The organism is Methylorubrum populi, assembly GCA_036946625.1.
Lineage (GTDB): Bacteria > Pseudomonadota > Alphaproteobacteria > Rhizobiales > Beijerinckiaceae > Methylobacterium > Methylobacterium populi_C.
The window spans coordinates 1,959,043-1,975,736 of sequence record JAQIIU010000002.1; the positions used below are offsets into that span (position 1 = coordinate 1,959,043).

Below are 16,694 nucleotides of genomic sequence, written 5' to 3' on the forward strand. Positions count from 1 at the left end.
TCCACTCCGCCCCGCCAGGCGGAATGCGTGTTGACACACGAGACAGATGGGGACAGCCGGCGGAGGAGCTCAAACAGGCTCTCAATCACATGGGCGGGGCCCCTTCGCGGGGGCTCCGCCCATCCCTTACGCATGGAATGAACCGATGACCGAAGAGACCCCGCGAGAGATCACCATCACGTTCGCTAGAGTGTGGTGAGGAATTAACTATCTGAGCCAGATGGCGATGGCGGCGAGTTTGACGAAGCCCATGAAGTTGACGAGCAGCTTGTCGTAACGGGTGGCGACGCGGCGGAACTGCTTGAGCTTGTTGAAGAAGCGCTCGATCTTGTTGCGCTCCTTGTACAGGTCGCGGTCGTAGGCGCGCGGGCTCTTGCGGTTGCGCTTGGGCGGGATGACCGCCTCGGCTCCGCTCGCCTCGATCGCCTCCGCCAGGGGATCGGCATCGTAGCCCTTGTCGCCCAGAACAGCGTCAGGTTCGAAGCCCGCGATCAGATCGTGAGCGAGCGTGATGTCGTTGCGCTGGCCCGGACTGGCAAGCAGGCGCACCGGGTTGCCCAGTGCATCGCCGGCCGCATGGATCTTGGTACTCAGCCCGCCGCGCGACCGACCCAGGCCCTGGGCATCCGGCCCCCTTTTTCCCTGCGCGCGCCAGTTCCCTGCGCGCGCCAGCCGCGTGCTGATGCGCGCGCACGATGGTCGAGTCGATCATCAGCCATTCCAGATCGGCTTCGCGCGCCAAGTCCGCCAGCATCTGATCCAGAACGCCGCGCGCGATCCAATCGTAGTAGCGCCGCTTCACCGTCGGGTAGTCGCCCAAACGCTTCGGCAAGTCCTTCCAGCGCCCGCCTGAGCGGGCCATCCACAGCAGCGCATCGAGGAACCGCCGGTTGTCCGTGCGGGGACCACGCTTCCCTTTCGTCCCGCCGGGCACGAAGCCCTTCACGCGCTCCCACTGATCGTCCCGAAGCGCGTCTACCTCAACTGACATCGCCGATCTCCTCAATCGGCCAACCCTCCCATTCCAAACTTGCCCCAGACTGACTCCCTTACATTCCTCACCGCGACCTAGCGTGGGCTTTCAGAGAGTGGCGAAGGCGCTCCGTTGGCCTGCTGCCGGTTTGGTGGACGCCGGCCTAAGCTAGTTTGGCTCGGTTTTCGAACTCGACGGGGCTGAGGTAGCCGAGCGTCGAGTGCCGCCGTGCCGCATTGTAGAAGCGCTCGATGTAATCGAACACGTCCGCTCGCGCCTCGTCCCGCGTGCGGTAGGTTCGCCGGACCGTTCGCTCGGTCTTCAGCGACGAGAAGAAGCTCTCCATCGCCGCGTTGTCCCAGACGTTGCCCGACCGACTCATCGAGCAGACGATGCCGTGCTCGGCCATCAGCCGCTGGAACGGCTCGCTCGTGTACTGACTGCCCTGGTCGGAGTGATGCAGCAGCGCGTCCGGCCTGCCCCTGCGCCAGACCGCCATAACGAGCGCGTCCGCCACGAGTTGCGCCGTCATGCTCGCCTGCATCGACCAGCCGACCACGCGGCGCGAGAACAGGTCGATCACGGCCGCGACGTAGAGCCAGCCCTCCGCCGTCCAGATGTAGGTGAGATACTGTCGGCGAATCAGATGGTCGGGGGTGTTGGCACGGAGGTGCGCGATGAGCCTGCGACCGGAACCGATCGGCGCGATCCCCGTCGAGACGGCGCGCGTGGCGCGCGCGGCTTTCCCCAAAGGGACGGTCGCGACGCGGTTGCGCGATGAGTTCAGCGCCCTCTACCAGGACGAGGACTTCCGCGATCTCTATCCGACCCGCGGCCAGCCCGGTCTTGCGCCCTGGCGGCTGGCCCTGGTCACGGTCCTCCAGTTCTCCGAGCACCTGAGCGACCGTCAAGCGGCCGACGCCGACCGGTCTGGTTCGAGCGCTATGGACGCCGGGTGGAGGACTATCGCCTGCCCAGGGCTCGGACGGAACGCGAGGCACTCGCTCTTGCGATCGGTACGGACGGGTTTGCCCTACTCGAAGCGCTGGACGCGCCGGCGGCACCGCCTGAGGTGCGGGCCGTGCCGATGGTGGGAACGCTGCGCGATGTATGGCGAGTGCATTATGCCCGCGAGGGAAGCGGGCCGCCACGGTGGCGCAGCGGCGCCGAGTTGCCGCCGGTCGGCGAGCGACTGCAGTCTCCCTACGACCCGGAGGTCCACTACAGCACCAAGCGGCAGATGGAATGGTCGGGTTACAAGGTACACGTCACCGAAGTCTGCGATGCGGACGCGGCCCATCTGATCACAAACGTGATGACCTGTCCGGCGATGCAGCCGGACATGGCGAGCACGGCCGCGATCCACGAGCAGCTGGCGGCAAAGAACCTTCTGCCGGCCGAGCACTTCGTGGATGCCGGCTACGTCGATGCGGGACTGCTGGTCGGTAGCCGACGCGACCATGACGTCGCGTTGGAAGGGCCGGTCCGCGCCATGCCGAGGCAGGCGACGCAGGCTGAGCAGACCTATGAACAGCGCCACTTCGCAATCGACTGGGAAGGCGAGCGGGTCACCTGTCCCCAGGGCAAGACGTCAGTGACGTGGCGCGCTACCCGCGACGAGGTCGGTGCCCCGCGCTTCCAGGCGGTGTTCAGCCGGACCGATTGCGGCGCCTGCGCGACGCGAGCGCTTTGCACCGCGTCGAAGGAGGCGCGCCGCTCCGTCTACTTCCTGCCGCGCCCGGAATACGAGGCGCTGAACGCCGCTCGAGACCGGATGCAGGATCCAGCCTGGAAGCAGCGGTATCGCATCCGCGCCGGGATCGAAGGCACGCTCTCGCAGGGCGTGCGGGCCTTCGGACTACGCAGGAGCCGATACATCGGCCAAGCCAGGACCGGACTGCAGCAGGTGTGCGTGGCCGCAGCGATGAACGCCGCGCGGGTCGTACACTGGTTGGCGGCAGTGCCGCGAGCCAGGACGCGCACGACACGCTTCGCAGCCTTGGCACAGGCCGCCTGATTCGCCGACAGTATCTCTTCATCGTCTCCACGATGTGCTCGACACAGGCGCGTCGGCGCGCGGGGCTCAGAAGTTTCCCCGGGCCGCCTCCTGCAGGATCGGCTTGTCCAGCGTCAGATCGGCAATCGCCTTGCGCAGCCGCTGGTTCTCGACCTCCAGGTCCTTCATCCGCCGGACCTGATCCGTCTTCAGACCGCCGAACTCCTTGCGCCAGCGCTAGTACCTCACCTCGGTCACGCCGAGAGCTCGGATCACATCGGCCACACTTTGACCTTGCGCGATCAACACGTCCGCCGGCCGCAGCTTGGCGACCACGTCCTCGGGCTTGTGCCGCTTCGTTCCCATCGGTCCGTCCTCGTCCTGGCCCGCAGGCCATACCTCAGGGCGGACCACTCGTGTGGGGGCCGATCACCTGCGTGTCCGCCAAACCGAGGGATGATCACAACTTCCTGTTCTTCAACGCCTATTACGAGTTCGGCGCGCAGAACCGTCCCGAGGGCAACGCTACACGGTCCGTTGGGTCGGGTACTTCAACTGACGGCTGGCCGTGGCAGCCGTCGTACCGAGGGCCTGTGCGACGGCTTGATTGATCGCGGCGCCCTCGGCAATCCGATGCCGAGGCGCTTCGATCCGTGACAGCCTCAGTTCGTTACGATCGCACCTGCCGGCGGAGACGCGCGATCGACCCATGCGCCCTCAAGCCCGGCCCCAGCCGGAGAGATGTCCATGAAGACCTTCTTTGTCCAAATCAAATGCGAAATCGGCAAGACTTACGAGGTGTCCGATTCGCTTCTGGCCATGAGCATCGCATCGGAAATCTATTCGACGGCTGGCAGGTTCGACATCATGGCCAAATTCCACGTCGACAACGACGTCGATATCGGGCTGTTCGTCAACGCGTTCCTGCTGCGCCTCAGCAACGTCAGGGACTCCGAGACGATCATCGCGTTCAAGGCTTTTCTCTGACGAGGACGATGCCGTGGGCCGATGAGTCATGCGTCGGGACATTCATCCTGGAGGACGGAAGCGCATCCGGTGCGGTCTTGCCCCACTGTGGTTGGCACCTTGAACCGTGCCGGGTTTCCCGGAGACTCCAACTCTTGCGAGGATGGAGCCATGACGAAGCGACCCCCAACCGAGCATACTGGCGCGTGCTGATATGCGCCGCGTGGTCGCGCCGGCAGTTGGCCGAAAGCCGTCCGGCCGCTTTCGAACACATGATGTCCGGAAGCGGATCTCGGCGACGCGATACCGGATGGGCATCGTGAGCGATGCCGATCGGCGTCCACCGCCCAAGTGCGCGCGGGCGGCCCGGGACGTCGTATCCGGCTCTGACGCGCGCCGCCGCGCGGACCGGCGCGAGGGTCATCGCACCGCTCCCGGGGTCGACGCCCTCGATCCCGCGGCCGGGGCCGGTCAGGTGACGGGCGCGGGGTTGAACAGGGTTAGGTCGTTGAACAGGCCCCAGCGGTCCGACCACGGCCGTTTGCGCCCGCTCGCCACGTCGAGGATCAGCCGGAACAGTTCGCGGCCGGCCTCCTCGATCGTCATCCGCCCGGTGGCGACGCGGCCTGCGTCGAAGTCGATCAGGTCCGACCAGCGCTCGGCGAGTTCCGTGCGGGTGGCGACCTTGATCACCGGCGCCTGCGCCAGTCCGTAGGGCGTGCCGCGCCCGGTGGAGAACACCTGCAGCGTGATCCCCGAGGCGAGCTGCAGCGTGCCGCAGACGAAGTCGCTGGCCGGCGTCGCGGCGAAGATCAGGCCGCGCTCCCGCACCCGCTCGCCCGGCGCCAGCACGCCGCTGATCGCCGCGGTGCCGGACTTGGCCACGGAGCCCAGCGCCTTCTCGACGATGTTGTTGAGGCCGCCCCGCTTGTTGCCGGGCGACGGGTTGGCGCGCCGGTCGGCCCCGCCCTTGGCGAGGTAGGCGTCGTACCACGCCATCTCCCGCACCAGCGCGCGAGCGACCTCGGGGGTCGCCGCGCGCGGGGTAAGCAGGTGGATCGCGTCGCGCACCTCCGTCACCTCGGAGAACAGCACCGTGGCGCCGCAAGCCACCAGCATGTCCGCGCAGACCCCCATCGCCGGGTTGGCGGTCACCCCCGAGAACGCGTCGCTGCCGCCGCATTGCAGGCCGACCACGAGGTCGGAGGCCGGGCAGGTCTCGCGCCGGCGCCGGTCGAGCACGGCGAGCCGCTCCTCGGCCATTGCCAGGATCGTGTCGAGCATCGTGCCGAAGCCAGCGTGCTGCTCGTCCTGGAGCCTGGTCACGCCTCCCGTCAAGCCTGCCTCCACGCCGCCGGTCGGCGCGCCGTCGGGCAGCAGGCGCTCGGAGACGAGCTTCTCGCAGCCCAGCCCCACCACCATGACCTGCCCGCCGAAGTTCGGGTTGCGCGCGAGGTTCTGGAGGGTGCGGATCGGGATCACCGCCTCGGGGGCGTTGATCGCCACGCCGCAGCCGTAGGCGTGGGTCAGGCCAACCACGTCGTCGACGTTGGGGTAGCGCGGCAGCAGCTCCGCCCTGATCCGCCGGATCGCCACGTCGAGGGTGCCGGCCACGCACTGCACGCTGGTGGAGATGGCGAGGATGTTCTTGGTGCCGACCGAGCCGTCCGAGTTGCGGAACCCCTCGAAGGTGTAGCCTTCGAGGGGCGGCAACGGCGCGGGCGGGCGGGGCGTGAGGTCGAGGGTGTCCAGGTCGGGGGCGGTCGGGGTCTCGACGCGCGATTCCTCGACCCAGCCGCCGCGCGGGATGGCTTCCGTCGCGTAACCCACCACCTCGCCGTAGCGGCGCACGGGCTCGCCCGGCGCGATGTCGGCGAGCGCCACCTTGTGGCCCTGCGGCACGAATTCCCGAAGCTCCGTCCCGTCGGGGAAGGCGGTCCCGGCGGGCAGGCCGAAGGCGTTGACGACGATCGCCACGTTGTCGCTGGCGTGCAGCCGGATCGTGCGCGGGGCGTCGCCCGAGGTCCGCGCGGCCGCGTCCTCCGCCGGGGGCGCGCTCATCCGGGTCGTGCCTGCGGTCATCGCATCCCTCCCTCGCCGGGCCGCACGGGCGGCCCCTCACCGGCGGTCGCCGCCGCCCCGGACCCGGCCTGCCGGGATCCCGATCGCTTCAGACCGCCCCGCGCGTCTCGACCGACAGGGCGTACAGCGCGTGGGAACGCGCCATGTACAGCCGGTTGACGCGCGGGGCGGATGGCCCCTCCGCCCGCTCAGGCATCGCGGCCTCCGTCGACCAGACGCTTGATGCCGAGCGGATTCCCAGCTTTGAGGGCGTCCGGCAGCAAGGCGTCGGGCAGATCCTGGTAGCAGACCGGGCGCAGGAAGCGCCCGATCGCGAGGCTGCCCACCGAGGTGGTGCGCCCGTCCGAGGTGGCCGGGTAGGGCCCGCCGTGCACCATCGCGTGACCCACCTCGACGCCCGTGCCGAAGCCGTCGACCAGGATGCGCCCGACCCGCCGCTCGAGCAACGGCAGCAGCCCACGCGCCGCCGCGTGGTCGTCCGCGTCGATGTGGAGGGCGGCCGTGAGCTGGCCCTCCAGCCGTTCCAGCACCGCGCGGACCTCGCCCATGTCCCGGCAGCGTACAACCAGCGAGGCCGCGCCGAACACCTCCTCAGCCAGATGACGATCGGCAAGGAAGGACCGCGCGTCGGTGGCGAACAGCATCGGCCGGCCCTGATGGTCGCCGCCGGCCTGCCCGCGGGCCAGCACCTCCACCGCGGGGTTGCCCGCCAGCGCGTCCACGCCCGCGCGGTAAGCCCGGCCGATGCCCGGGGTCAGCATCGTCTGCGCCGCCGCGCCTTCGAGCGCCCCCGCGGCGCCGGCCACGAACGCGTCGAGCCCCGCCCCCTCCACCGCGAGCACGAGGCCGGGGTTGGTGCAGAACTGGCCCGCGCCCAGCGTCAGCGCGGCCACGAACGCCCGGCCGATCGCGGCACCGCGGGCGGCCAGTGCGGCCGGGAACAGCACGACCGGGTTGATCGAACTCATCTCGGCGTAGACCGGGATCGGCGCGGGACGCGCGGCGGCGATCCGCATCAGCGCCGTGCCGCCGGCCCGCGAGCCGGTGAACCCCACCGCCGCGATGCGCGGGTCGGCCACCAGCCGCTCGCCGACGGCGATGCCGCCGTCGAACAGCAGCGAGAACACGCCCGCGGGCAGGCCGCACGCCGAGACCGCCCGCGCCACCGCGCGCCCGACCAGCTCCGACGTGCCGGGATGGGCGGGGTGCGCCTTGGCCACCACCGGGCAACCGGCGGCGAGCGCCGAGGCGGTGTCGCCGCCAGCCACCGAGAAGGCGAGCGGGAAGTTCGAGGCGCCGAACACCGCCACGGGCCCGACCGCGACGTTGCGCAGGCGCAGGTCCGGCCGGGGCAGGGGCTTGCGTTCCGGCAGGGCCGGATCGACGCGCGAGCCGAGGAAGCCGCCGTCGCGCACGACGCCGGCGAACATGCGCAACTGGCCGACGGTGCGGGCGCGCTCGCCCTCCAGGCGCGCCCACGGCAGGCCGCTCTCGGCCATGCAGCGTGCGATCAGGCCGTCGCCGAGGTCCAGGATGTTCCCCGCGATCCGCTCCAGGAAGGCGGCGCGCGCCTCCGGCGCGGTCTCGCGGTAGGCGTCGAGGGCGGCCTCGGCCAGCGCGCAGGCGCGGTCGACCGCCTCCGGCGCGGCCGGGGCGAAGCCGGGCTCGATCTCCGCCCCCGTGGCTGCCTCCACCGCCCGGAAGGGAGCGCCCCCGCCGGGGACCGCCTCCCCGCCCACCAGGCTCATGCCGCGCAGGTCCGTGCCGCCCAGATCCATACCGCCCTCTCCCATCGCTTCCCCCGTCGCGCCGCCCCGCGCCCCGCCTCAGCGCACCAGGCAGGGGCGCTTGTTGTCGAAGGTCCAGCCCGGGATCAGCGCCTGCATCGCCGCCGCGTCGTCGCGGGCGCCGAGCCCGTGCCGCCGGTAGAGATCGTGGGCCGCCTCGACCTCGGCCCAGTCAATCTCGATCCCGAGGCCCGGCCGCTCCGGCACGCGCACCAGCCCGCCGCGGATCGCCAGCGGCTCCCGGGTCAGGCGCTGGCCGTCCTGCCAGATCCAGTGCGTGTCGATGGCGGTCACGCGCCCCGGGGCGGCCGCGGCCGCGTGGGTGAACATCGCCAGCGACACGTCGAAGTGGTTGTTGGAGTGCGAGCCCCAGGTCAGGCCGTGGTCGCGGCACAGTTGGGCGACGCGCACGGAGCCGGCCAGCGTCCAGAAGTGCGGGTCGGCCAACGGGATGTCGACCGCGCCGAGCTGGATGGCGTGGTTCATCTGCCGCCAGTCGGTGGCGATCATGTTGGTGGCGGTGGGCAGGCCGGTGGCGCGGCGGAACTCGGCCATCACCTCGCGGCCGGAGAAGCCGGCCTCCGCACCGCAGGGGTCCTCGGCGTAGGCCAGCACGTCGCCCCGGCCCTTGCACAGGGTGATCGCCTCGGAGAGCGACCACGCGCCGTTCGGGTCGAGGGTGACCCGGGCGTCGGGGAAGCGCGCCTTGATCGCGGTGACCGCCTCGATCTCCGCCTCGCCGGCCAGCACGCCGCCCTTGAGCTTGAAGTCGTTGAACCCGTAGGCGTCGCGGGCGGCCTCGGCCAGCCGCACGACGGCCCGGGGGGTCAGCGCCTCCTCGTCGCGCAGACGCAGCCAGCCGTCGCGGCCTCGCGGTTCGCGGTAGGGCAGGCCCGTGCGGCGGCTGTCGCCGACGTAGAACAGGTAGCCCAGCATCTCGACTGCCTCGCGCTGCTGGCCCTCGCCGAGGAGCGCGGCCACCGGCACGTCCAGGAACTGGCCGAGCAGGTCGAGGAAGGCGGACTCGACCGCCGTGACCGCGTGGATCGCCACCCGCAGGTCGAAGGTCTGGAGGCCCCGCCCGTCGGGGTCACGGCCGGCGAAGCGGGCGCGCATCGCGTTGAGCGCGGTCTGCCACGCCCCCAGCGGCCGGCCGACGACGAGGTCTTGCGCCTCCTCCAGCACCCCGCGGATGCCCTCGCCGCCGGGCACCTCGCCGAGCCCCGTGGCGCCGGTCGAGTCGGTGAGCACCACGAGGTTGCGGGTGAAGTACGGCCCGTGCGCGCCGGACAGATTCAGGAGCATGCTGTCGCGGCCGGCCACGGGCACCACCCGCATCCCGGTCACGACGGGGGTGTTGCGGGCGGCGTGCTGCGTCTGTTCGAACGGCATGATCTCGCTCCCTGTCGACGGTCCGGCCGCATCTTGCTCGTCGCGCGGCATGCTCGGGATGGGCCGGCCCGCGTCCCGGGGCGGGCGGACCGGCGCTCCTCAGCCCTGAGGGGCGAGTTCGACGCGGCGGATCCGACCGACCACGACGAGGTAGCAGAACACCGCCGCCAGGGCGTTGGCGCCCACGAACACCAGGGCGCCGTTGAACGAGCCGGTCGCCTGGACGATGTAGCCGATGACGATCGGCGTCGTGATGCCGGCGGTGTTGCCGAAGGTGTTGAACAGGCCGCCCGACAGGCCGCCGCTCTCCCGCGGCGAGGTGTCGGCCACCACCGCCCAGCCCAGCGCCCCCACGCCCTTGCCGAAGAAGGCCAGCGCCATCAGCCCGACGACCAGCGCGTCGGCCTGGACGTAGTTGCAGCCCACGATCGCCATCGAGACCAGCATGCCGGCCACGATCGGGATCTTGCGGGCGGCGGTGAGCGAATGGCCGCGGCGCAGCAGCACGTCCGAGATGAAGCCGCCCAGGAGGGCGCCGATGAAGCCGCACAGGGCCGGCAGCACCGCCGCGAAACCCGCCTGCAGGATCGACAGGCCGCGCTCCTTCACGAGATAGACCGGGAACCACGTGAGGAAGAAGTAGGTGAGCACCGTGATGAAGTACTGCCCGAAGTAGATGCCGAGCAGCATGCGGCTCCCGAGGAGCTGGCGCAGGGTGCGGCCGGCCTGCCCGACCCCGCCGGAGACGGCACCGTCCATGACCATCAGCGCGCCGCCCTCGCGGATGTACTCGCGCTCGGCGCGGCCGATCTGCGGGTGGTCCTCCGGGCCGTGGACGACGCGCAGCCACAGGACGGCGAAGGCGACGCCCAACAGCCCCATCACCGTGAAGACGTGGTGCCAACTGAAGGTGTGGACGATCCAGGCCATCAGCGGCATGAACAGCACGGTGGCGAAGTACTGCGCCGAGTTGAAGAAGGCCGAGGCCATGCCGCGCTCGCGGGCGGGGAACCACGCGGCGACGATGCGCGCGTTGGCCGGGAAGGCCGGCGCCTCGGTCAGCCCGACGATGAGGCGCAGGGCGAACAGGACGGCGACGGCCGCGAGCCCGGTGAGGAAGCCGATCCCGCCCTGAAGCAGGGTGAAGACCGACCACAGGCCGATCGAGGCGGCGTAGACCCACTTCACCCCGAAGCGGTCCAGGAGCCAGCCGCCGGGGATCTGCGCCAGCACGTAGGACCACGCGAAGGCCGAGAACACGTAGCCCATCTGCACGGGGGTGAGCCCGAGCTCGCGGGCCATGTCCGGGCCGGCGATCGAGATGGTCGCGCGGTCGGCGTAGTTGATCGCCGTGGCCGCGAACAGCATCAGCGCGATGAGCAGGCGCACGCGGCCGCGCCGCGCGCCCGCGTCGGTGGCCGAGCCGGCGCCCGCGGCCGCCGGCGTGGTCGTGATGCCGGATGTCGTGATGTCCATGGGCGTCCTCCCGATCGGTCGCGCCCGTGGGCCGGGCGATCGTTGGTCCGCCGTTGGCCGGCGTGTCGTCGTCGCGTCGTGCCGGCTCTCGGCCCCGGCGGCGGGCCGCCGGGGCGGGCCGCTCAGCGGCGGTCGCCGATCAGCGCCTTCAGTTCGGCCAGTTCGGCCGCGTCGAGGTCGGTGAGCGGCGGGCGCACCGGGCCGGCGTGGCGCCCGACGGCGGTCATGCCGGCCTTGACGATCGAGACCGCGTAGCCGCGTCGACGGTTGCGGATCGCGATGTAGGGCAGCACGAAGTCGCGCAGCTCGGCGTAGACCGCGTCCCGGTCGCGGGCGCGGACCGCGGCGTAGAACGACAGCGCCCACTCCGGCAGAAAATTGAAGATCGCCGAGGAGTAGGTGGTCACTCCCATCTCCAGATACGGCAGGGCGAAGGTCTCGGCGGTCGGCAGGCCGCCGACGTATGTCAGACGGTCGCCGAGCCCGGCGTAGACCCGGGTCATCAGCTCGACGTCGCCGACCCCGTCCTTGAAACCGACGAGGTTGGGGCAGCGCTCGCACAGGTCGGCGAGAGTCCGCTCGTTGAGTTGCGCATTGGCGCGGTTGTAGACGATGACGCCGAGCCGGGTCGCCCGGCATACGGCCTCGACGTGGGCGGCCAGCCCCTCCTGCTCGGAACCGACGAGGTAGGGCGGCAGCAGCAGCAGCCCGTCGGCGCCCGCCGCCTCGGCCGCCCGGGCCAGCTCGACGGCGATGGCCGTGCCGTGGCCGGTCGGCGCGATGACCGGCACGCGCCCGCAGGTCTCCTCGACGGCGGCGCGCAGCACGCGGTCGACCTCGGCGGGGGTGAGGGAGAAGAACTCGCCGGTGCCGCCGGCGGCGAACAGCCCGGCGACGGGGTGGTCGGCCAGGCGCGAGAGGTTGTTGCGGTAGGCGCCCTCGTCGAAGGCGAGATCGTCGCGGAAGTGCGTGACCGGGAACGAGAGCAGGCCGGAGCCCAGGGCCTTGGCCATCTCCGCAGGGGTCATCCGCGCCATCGTCGCCTCCCGTGATTCGCGCCGTTCGGGCGTCGGGGATCCGGGTACGTTCGGGGCGCGTCTCGCGTCCAACGTTGATTTTGGCTGGATTATCCCGGATCGTGCATCGATGTTCGACCTGGGCCACGCCCGCAGCTTCGTCGCGGTCGCCGAGGAACTGCACTTCGGCCGCGCCGCCGCGCGCCTGAACCTGACCCAGTCGCCCCTGTCGCGGCAGGTCCAGATGCTGGAGCGGGCGCTCGGCGTCGACCTCCTGGAGCGCTCCACCCGCGCGGTCCGCCTGACGCCCGCCGGGCGCACCTTCCTGGCCGAGGCACACCGGGTGCTGGCGGCGGTCGACAGCGCGGAGCAGGTCACCCGCCGCACCGCCCGCGGCGAGAGCGGCCTCGTGCGGCTCGGCTTCACCGCGGCCTCGGCCTACCGCACCCTGCCGCGGCTCGTGGCGCACCTGCGCGCGCGCCTGCCAGGGATCGACCTCATGCTGGAGGAGATGGTCTCCGGCGAGCAGATCCTGGCGCTGGAGGGCAACCGGATCGACCTCGCGCTGCTTCGTCCCTCGCCGGCGCTGGCCGAGGGCGCGATCGCCGCGGTCCCGCTGGCGCGTGAGCGTCTCGTCCTGGCGGTGCCGCGGAACCACGCGCTCGCCGCCGGGCGCGCGCCCACGGTGCGCGACCTCCACGGGGAGCCGTTCGTCACGTGGTCGCCGCGCGGCGGGCGCTACTTCATCGACCTGCTCGACGCGCTGTTCGAGGCGAGCGGCGTGCGCCCGCGGGTCGTGCAGCGGGTCAACCAAGTCCACGCGATGCTGGCACTGGTCGGCGCGGGCCTCGGCGTGGCGCTGGTGCCGGAGGGCGTCCGCGGTGTCCGCGTCGCGGACGTCGCGCTGCGGTCGATCCGCCTGCCGGCGACGGCGCGGCCCGAACTGCTCCTGGCCTCGCGCAAGGACGACCCGAACCCGTGCCTGGACGCCGTGCGCAGCGCGGTATTGGACGCGACCTCATAGATACGACGGGTCGGTCCGTGGCCGCGGAGGGCCGCCGATAGGCTTTCGTGCGCCGGGTCGAGGGCACCGGAGCCACGGCCTCCTGCCTCGGATGGGCTTGGTATCGCCTCATCGGGTCGATTCGCGCAGGACGAGCAATCCGAGCCCCTCCTGCCGCGATGCCGCGGGCCTCGCGCTCGCTTTCGAGTCGAGCACCTCGAACATCGTGACGCCCGCCGCGGCGGCGGCGATCCGGATCATGCCGCGGGCCTGGACGAGCGCGTCGCCCTCCCCCAGGGACGCGGCGAGCGCGTTCCGGTCGAGGCCGAGCCCGCCGAGCCGTGGGCTCGCACCGACGAAGTTTTGCGCGTCGAGCACGCCGAGGGGATGGTGGATCGCGGCGAGGATGGCGATGCCGCCATCGGGCAGGCCGGCCTCGGCCTCGCGGACGGCGAGCCGGCCGCCGAGATCGGCCACGTCGCGGCCGGAGCGGGCGTCGCGCAGCAACAGGCCGTCCGGGGCTTGCGCGACGATGCCGTCGAGCGCCGGATCGTCCGCACCGTCGAGGGTGGCGTAGATCGTCAGATCGGGCCGCGCGGCCCGCAGACGGGGCACGGGCCCCGCCAGGATCACGGCGGGCTCCAGCACGAGCGTGTCCGTCGCATGGGGTGTCGCATGGGGCGTCGCCGCGAGACACGCCGCCGGGTCCGCGACCACGACGGCGAGGCGGGGCGCGGGACAGGGCGGCAGAGGGCTCATACCGTTTCCGATTGATCGCTTCGGGTTTGGCCCCCCTCCGTCATCGCGAGCGGCCGCGAAGCGATCCAGGGCGCGCCCTGGATCGCCACGGCTTCGCCTCGCGATGACGCAGGAGAGGCCGAAGTCAGCAACCGGATATCGTATCATTCAAGCTTCCTTTACCATAACCGCAGAAGACTCGCGCTTCACGGGGCCGAACGACGGTCCCGGCGGGACGCGTCATGTTCCTGTTCACCCATGCTCCCATCGGCACCCGCGAGACGGCCGCGCCCGCACGGATCGGGACCGCGAGCGGCGAGGTCGTCGACGCGATTCGCGAGGGGGCGCAGACGAGCGGCGTCGGCTTCGACTACCTGCTCGCCACGGCGCAGCGCGAATCGAGCCTCAACCCGTCGGCCAAGGCGAGCACCTCCACCGCCACCGGCCTGTTCCAGTTCATCGAGCAGACCTGGCTCGGGGTGATGAAGAGCACCGGGCCCAAGCTCGGCCTCTCCACCTACGCCGACGCCATCACGACGGGCGCAGACGGCCGCTACACCGTGGCCGATCCCACCACCCGGCAGGCGATCCTCGACCTGCGCCGCGACCCGAAGATCTCGGCGACGCTCGCGGGCGCGCTGACGCAGCGCAACGGCGAGGCGCTGACGGCGGCGCTGGGCCGCGAGCCGAATGCGGGCGACCTCTACGCCGCCCACGTGCTCGGCGCGAAGGGGGCTGCCGCGCTGATCGCCTCCGCCCAGGCGAGCCCGGGCCGCGCCGCCGCCCTCGACCTGCCGGAGGCGGCCGCCGCCAACCGCGGCCTGTTCTACGATCGGGCCGGGCAGCCGCGCAGTTCCTCCGAACTCTACGCGCTCTTGAGCCAGGCGACGGGTCAAGCGGCCGGCCAGGCGGCCTCCGGCACGGCGACCCCGGTCGCGACCGCCGCGGCGGAGACCGACCCGCCGACCGCCTACGCCTCGCTGGAGGGCGGCCTCCGCTCGCTGTTCCAGACCGACCGGCGCCAGGGGGCGATCTCGGACGGCGTGGCCAAGCTCTGGCAGAGCCGCGCCGCGGGCACGGCGGCTCGGGCCGCCCCGACCTACTTCCCGCGCTCCGACGGCTGGAGCGAGGCCGAGCCGGCGGCCCAGGCCGGCGCAGCTCCGGCCGCGGCGCAGAGCGCGCCCGCCGCGCAGGCCATCGTCGTGCCGCTGCCGCCGCGCCGGCCCGCCGGGCTGACGGCGGCCCCGGCGGCGGCCTTCATGGCCGGCCCGGCCACGGACCCGGCAACCGCCGCGACGACGACCCGTTCGCCGCCGAACGCCAAAAGCTCGCTGTTCGATTCCTCCTCCTACCGGCTCAGGAACGGCTCATGATCCTTCGCCAGTTCCTCACCCTCACCCAGAACGCCTCGGTCGAGCGGCGCGCCGAGGCCGCGGGGGCGCTGACGCACAGCTATCTCCAGGGCACGCTCGGACCGGACGCGGCCTGGGAGGCCAAGACGGCGTTGCTCGCCCTGCTCGACGATCCCGCCCCGGCGGTGCGCCGGGCCCTGGCGCGGACTTGCGCCGATTCGGACCAGGCGCCGCGCCCGCTGATCGTGGCGCTCGCCTCGGACCGGCCGGACATCGCCTGCCTCGTGCTGGCGCGCTCGCCCGTTCTCATGGATGCCGACCTCGTGGATTGCGTCGCCATGGGCTGCGAGGAGACCCGCGCGGCGGTGGCCGGACGGTCCGACGTGTCGAAGCCGGTCGCCGCCGCGCTCGCGGAGGTCGGCGGCGCGCCCTCGCTGATCGCGCTGGCGCAGAACCCGTTGGCCGCGATCGGCACCCCCGCCATGCTGCGCATGGTCGAGCGCCACGGCGACGAGGCGGGCCTGCGCCAAGCCCTGCTCGCCCGCGCCGACCTGCCGATCGAGGTGCGGCACGCCATCGTCGCACTGATGGCCGAGCAGCTCTCGCGCTTCGGCCAGGATGCCGGCTGGATCAACTCCGCGCGCGGCGCGCGGGTCGCCCGCGAGGCCCGCGACGCCGCCGCCCTGGCCCTGAGCGACGAGGCCGAGGAGGCCGGGCTCGCCCGGCTCGTGGCGCATCTGCGGATGCAGGAGCAGCTCACCGCCGGCCTGATCCTGCGGGCGATCCTCTCCCTGCGCCTGCCCTTCGCCGAGATCGCCCTGGCCGAGCTGAGCGGGCTCAGCCGGCCCCGCGTCGCCGGGCTGATGCGCGAGCCGCACGGTGCGGGCTTCGCCGCGCTCCACCGCCGGGCCGGGTTGCCCGATTTGCTGCTGCCCGCCATCCGTGCGGCGCTGACCGTCCGGCGCGACGCGAACGACGGCCGCGGCGGCATGAGCGGGCCGCGGCTCGCCCGCTCGATGATCGAGGCGGCGCTCACCGCCTGCGAAACGCTTCCCTTCGCCGAGGCGCGCGGCCTGACGGCGCTGCTCGCCCGCTTCGAGGCGGAGGCCGCCCGGGACGAGGCGCGCATCCTGACGCACGAGCAGGCCGAGGCGCGGGCGCGGGCGATGCAGGTGCAAGGGACCCGGGTGCGAGAGACCCCGGAGGCGGCCCTGCTCGTCGCGCCGGCGGACCTTTGCGCCGAAGCCGCCCCGCGGCACGCCGCGCCGCCCGAAGTCGTCGTCCTGCCGCCGGAGCCGCTCTCGCCCGCCGCCGCCTCGGCTTGGCCGATGGCGCCCCGGCCCGGGGACCGCATCGGCGCGGTCGCGATCGCGGACGAGGCGGAGACCGTGCCGGAGGCGGCGCAGACCGTGATCGCCGAACTCGCCGACGCGATCCTGACGCGCTTCCTGGCCGAACGAGCCGCCGCGCCGGCCCCGATGCCCGTCGCGGCGCCTTTGCCGGAGATCCGGTCCGAGCCGAAGCGCGCCCCGCGCCCCCGGGCGATCGCCGTGGCGGTCGCCGCCGGGATGATCCCGGAGGAACTGACGCCGCGCTGCCGGGCGGACCGCGAACGCCTCGCCGCCTGAGGCGATCGTACGCCCCCGGCAACGCTCCGAGCTCGGGTCGAGGCTCTCGGAGATTCTCATCGGTCCTCACCGTCGTCATCAACTCAGTTTGTGCTGGTTGTCTGCTGGGGTGGGATAGGCGTCGCGCCGACAGCGCGGAACACCCTCACCTGACCAGCACGACGACAGACAATGCCGGGGCGCCGAAGGCGAACCGGATCCACAGGAGCGCGAGGGTCGGAAGCCGTGAACCCGCGTTCGGAGCCCTGGGCAGCCTTGAGACAGGGATTGCGCCGGGGCCGCCGA

The 16,694-nt window shown here is 72.0% G+C and carries 11 protein-coding genes and 3 pseudogenes; 5 read left to right on the plus strand and 9 right to left on the minus strand.

Translation table 11 applies throughout. The features are described 5' to 3' along the window. Positions 1-207 precede the first annotated feature (207 nt). Positions 208-991, minus strand: a pseudogene (locus tag PGN25_11225) (IS5 family transposase). Positions 992-1,136: 145 nt separating this feature from the next. Then, positions 1,137-1,601 (minus strand): annotated as a pseudogene (locus PGN25_11230) (IS3 family transposase). Between the two features lie 327 nt (positions 1,602-1,928). Between PGN25_11230 and PGN25_11235 the strand changes: the two are divergent. Continuing rightward, a complete protein-coding gene (locus PGN25_11235) occupies positions 1,929-2,990 on the plus strand; it encodes a transposase (protein MEH3118136.1) in 1,062 nt (353 codons plus the stop codon). A gap of 31 nt (positions 2,991-3,021) precedes the next feature. Here the strand turns inward: PGN25_11235 and PGN25_11240 are convergent. Next, positions 3,022-3,335 (minus strand): annotated as a pseudogene (locus tag PGN25_11240) (transposase). A 381-nt stretch (positions 3,336-3,716) separates the two neighbouring features. Between PGN25_11240 and PGN25_11245 the strand changes: the two are divergent. Beyond that, positions 3,717-3,956 carry an Lrp/AsnC ligand binding domain-containing protein gene (locus PGN25_11245; protein ID MEH3118137.1) on the plus strand — a complete coding sequence of 80 codons (240 nt, stop codon included), beginning with the start codon at positions 3,717-3,719 and terminating at the stop codon, positions 3,954-3,956. Between the two features lie 450 nt (positions 3,957-4,406). On the opposite strand, the gene garD is transcribed toward PGN25_11245, so the two are convergent. From garD to kdgD, 5 genes are all read right to left on the minus strand, one after another. After that, the gene (garD, locus tag PGN25_11250) at positions 4,407-5,996 is read right to left on the minus strand and encodes a galactarate dehydratase (GenBank protein MEH3118138.1); all 1,590 of its coding nucleotides are present in this window, start codon (positions 5,994-5,996) and stop codon (positions 4,407-4,409) included. 209 nt (positions 5,997-6,205) lie between these two features. Continuing rightward, a complete protein-coding gene (locus PGN25_11255) occupies positions 6,206-7,765 on the minus strand; it encodes an aldehyde dehydrogenase (NADP(+)) (protein ID MEH3118139.1) in 1,560 nt (519 codons plus the stop codon). A gap of 78 nt (positions 7,766-7,843) precedes the next feature. After that, positions 7,844-9,196, minus strand: coding sequence for a glucarate dehydratase (gene gudD / locus PGN25_11260; GenBank protein ID MEH3118140.1), 1,353 nt, complete (start codon positions 9,194-9,196; stop codon positions 7,844-7,846). Positions 9,197-9,295: 99 nt separating this feature from the next. Then, the gene (locus tag PGN25_11265) at positions 9,296-10,672 is read right to left on the minus strand and encodes an MFS transporter (GenBank protein MEH3118141.1); all 1,377 of its coding nucleotides are present in this window, start codon (positions 10,670-10,672) and stop codon (positions 9,296-9,298) included. 122 nt (positions 10,673-10,794) lie between these two features. Next, positions 10,795-11,709 (minus strand): 5-dehydro-4-deoxyglucarate dehydratase, encoded by a 915-nt coding sequence (gene kdgD / locus PGN25_11270; protein MEH3118142.1) that lies wholly within the window; start codon positions 11,707-11,709, stop codon positions 10,795-10,797. Positions 11,710-11,818: 109 nt separating this feature from the next. On the opposite strand from kdgD, the gene PGN25_11275 reads away from it, so the two are divergent. Further along, positions 11,819-12,712, plus strand: coding sequence for a LysR family transcriptional regulator (locus tag PGN25_11275; protein MEH3118143.1), 894 nt, complete (start codon positions 11,819-11,821; stop codon positions 12,710-12,712). A 108-nt stretch (positions 12,713-12,820) separates the two neighbouring features. Here PGN25_11275 and PGN25_11280 read toward each other — a convergent pair whose 3' ends face one another. Beyond that, positions 12,821-13,450 (minus strand): aldolase, encoded by a 630-nt coding sequence (locus PGN25_11280; GenBank protein MEH3118144.1) that lies wholly within the window; start codon positions 13,448-13,450, stop codon positions 12,821-12,823. Between the two features lie 221 nt (positions 13,451-13,671). Here PGN25_11280 and PGN25_11285 point away from each other — a divergent pair, with 221 nt between their 5' ends. Both PGN25_11285 and PGN25_11290 read left to right on the plus strand, forming a co-directional pair. Continuing rightward, entirely contained in the window at positions 13,672-14,802 is a 1,131-nt protein-coding gene (locus PGN25_11285) for a transglycosylase SLT domain-containing protein (GenBank protein ID MEH3118145.1), read from the plus strand. After that, positions 14,799-16,409, plus strand: a complete 1,611-nt coding sequence (locus PGN25_11290; protein ID MEH3118146.1) for a DUF2336 domain-containing protein — start codon at positions 14,799-14,801, stop codon at positions 16,407-16,409. The genes PGN25_11285 and PGN25_11290 overlap by 4 nt, the downstream gene beginning before the upstream one ends. Positions 16,410-16,694: the final 285 nt, after the last annotated feature.

What these genes read in the sequence shown, in the direction of transcription:
- PGN25_11245 (MEH3118137.1), top strand. Translation starts at nt 3,717, where the DNA reads ATGAAGACCTTCTTTGTCCAAATCAAATGCGAAATCGGCAAGACTTAC.
- garD (MEH3118138.1), bottom strand. Translation starts at nt 5,996, where the DNA reads ATGAGCGCGCCCCCGGCGGAGGACGCGGCCGCGCGGACCTCGGGCGAC.
- PGN25_11255 (MEH3118139.1), bottom strand. Translation starts at nt 7,765, where the DNA reads ATGAGCCTGGTGGGCGGGGAGGCGGTCCCCGGCGGGGGCGCTCCCTTC.
- gudD (MEH3118140.1), bottom strand. Translation starts at nt 9,196, where the DNA reads ATGCCGTTCGAACAGACGCAGCACGCCGCCCGCAACACCCCCGTCGTG.
- PGN25_11265 (MEH3118141.1), bottom strand. Translation starts at nt 10,672, where the DNA reads ATGGACATCACGACATCCGGCATCACGACCACGCCGGCGGCCGCGGGC.
- kdgD (MEH3118142.1), bottom strand. Translation starts at nt 11,709, where the DNA reads ATGGCGCGGATGACCCCTGCGGAGATGGCCAAGGCCCTGGGCTCCGGC.
- PGN25_11275 (MEH3118143.1), top strand. Translation starts at nt 11,819, where the DNA reads ATGTTCGACCTGGGCCACGCCCGCAGCTTCGTCGCGGTCGCCGAGGAA.
- PGN25_11280 (MEH3118144.1), bottom strand. Translation starts at nt 13,450, where the DNA reads ATGAGCCCTCTGCCGCCCTGTCCCGCGCCCCGCCTCGCCGTCGTGGTC.
- PGN25_11285 (MEH3118145.1), top strand. Translation starts at nt 13,672, where the DNA reads ATGTTCCTGTTCACCCATGCTCCCATCGGCACCCGCGAGACGGCCGCG.
- PGN25_11290 (MEH3118146.1), top strand. Translation starts at nt 14,799, where the DNA reads ATGATCCTTCGCCAGTTCCTCACCCTCACCCAGAACGCCTCGGTCGAG.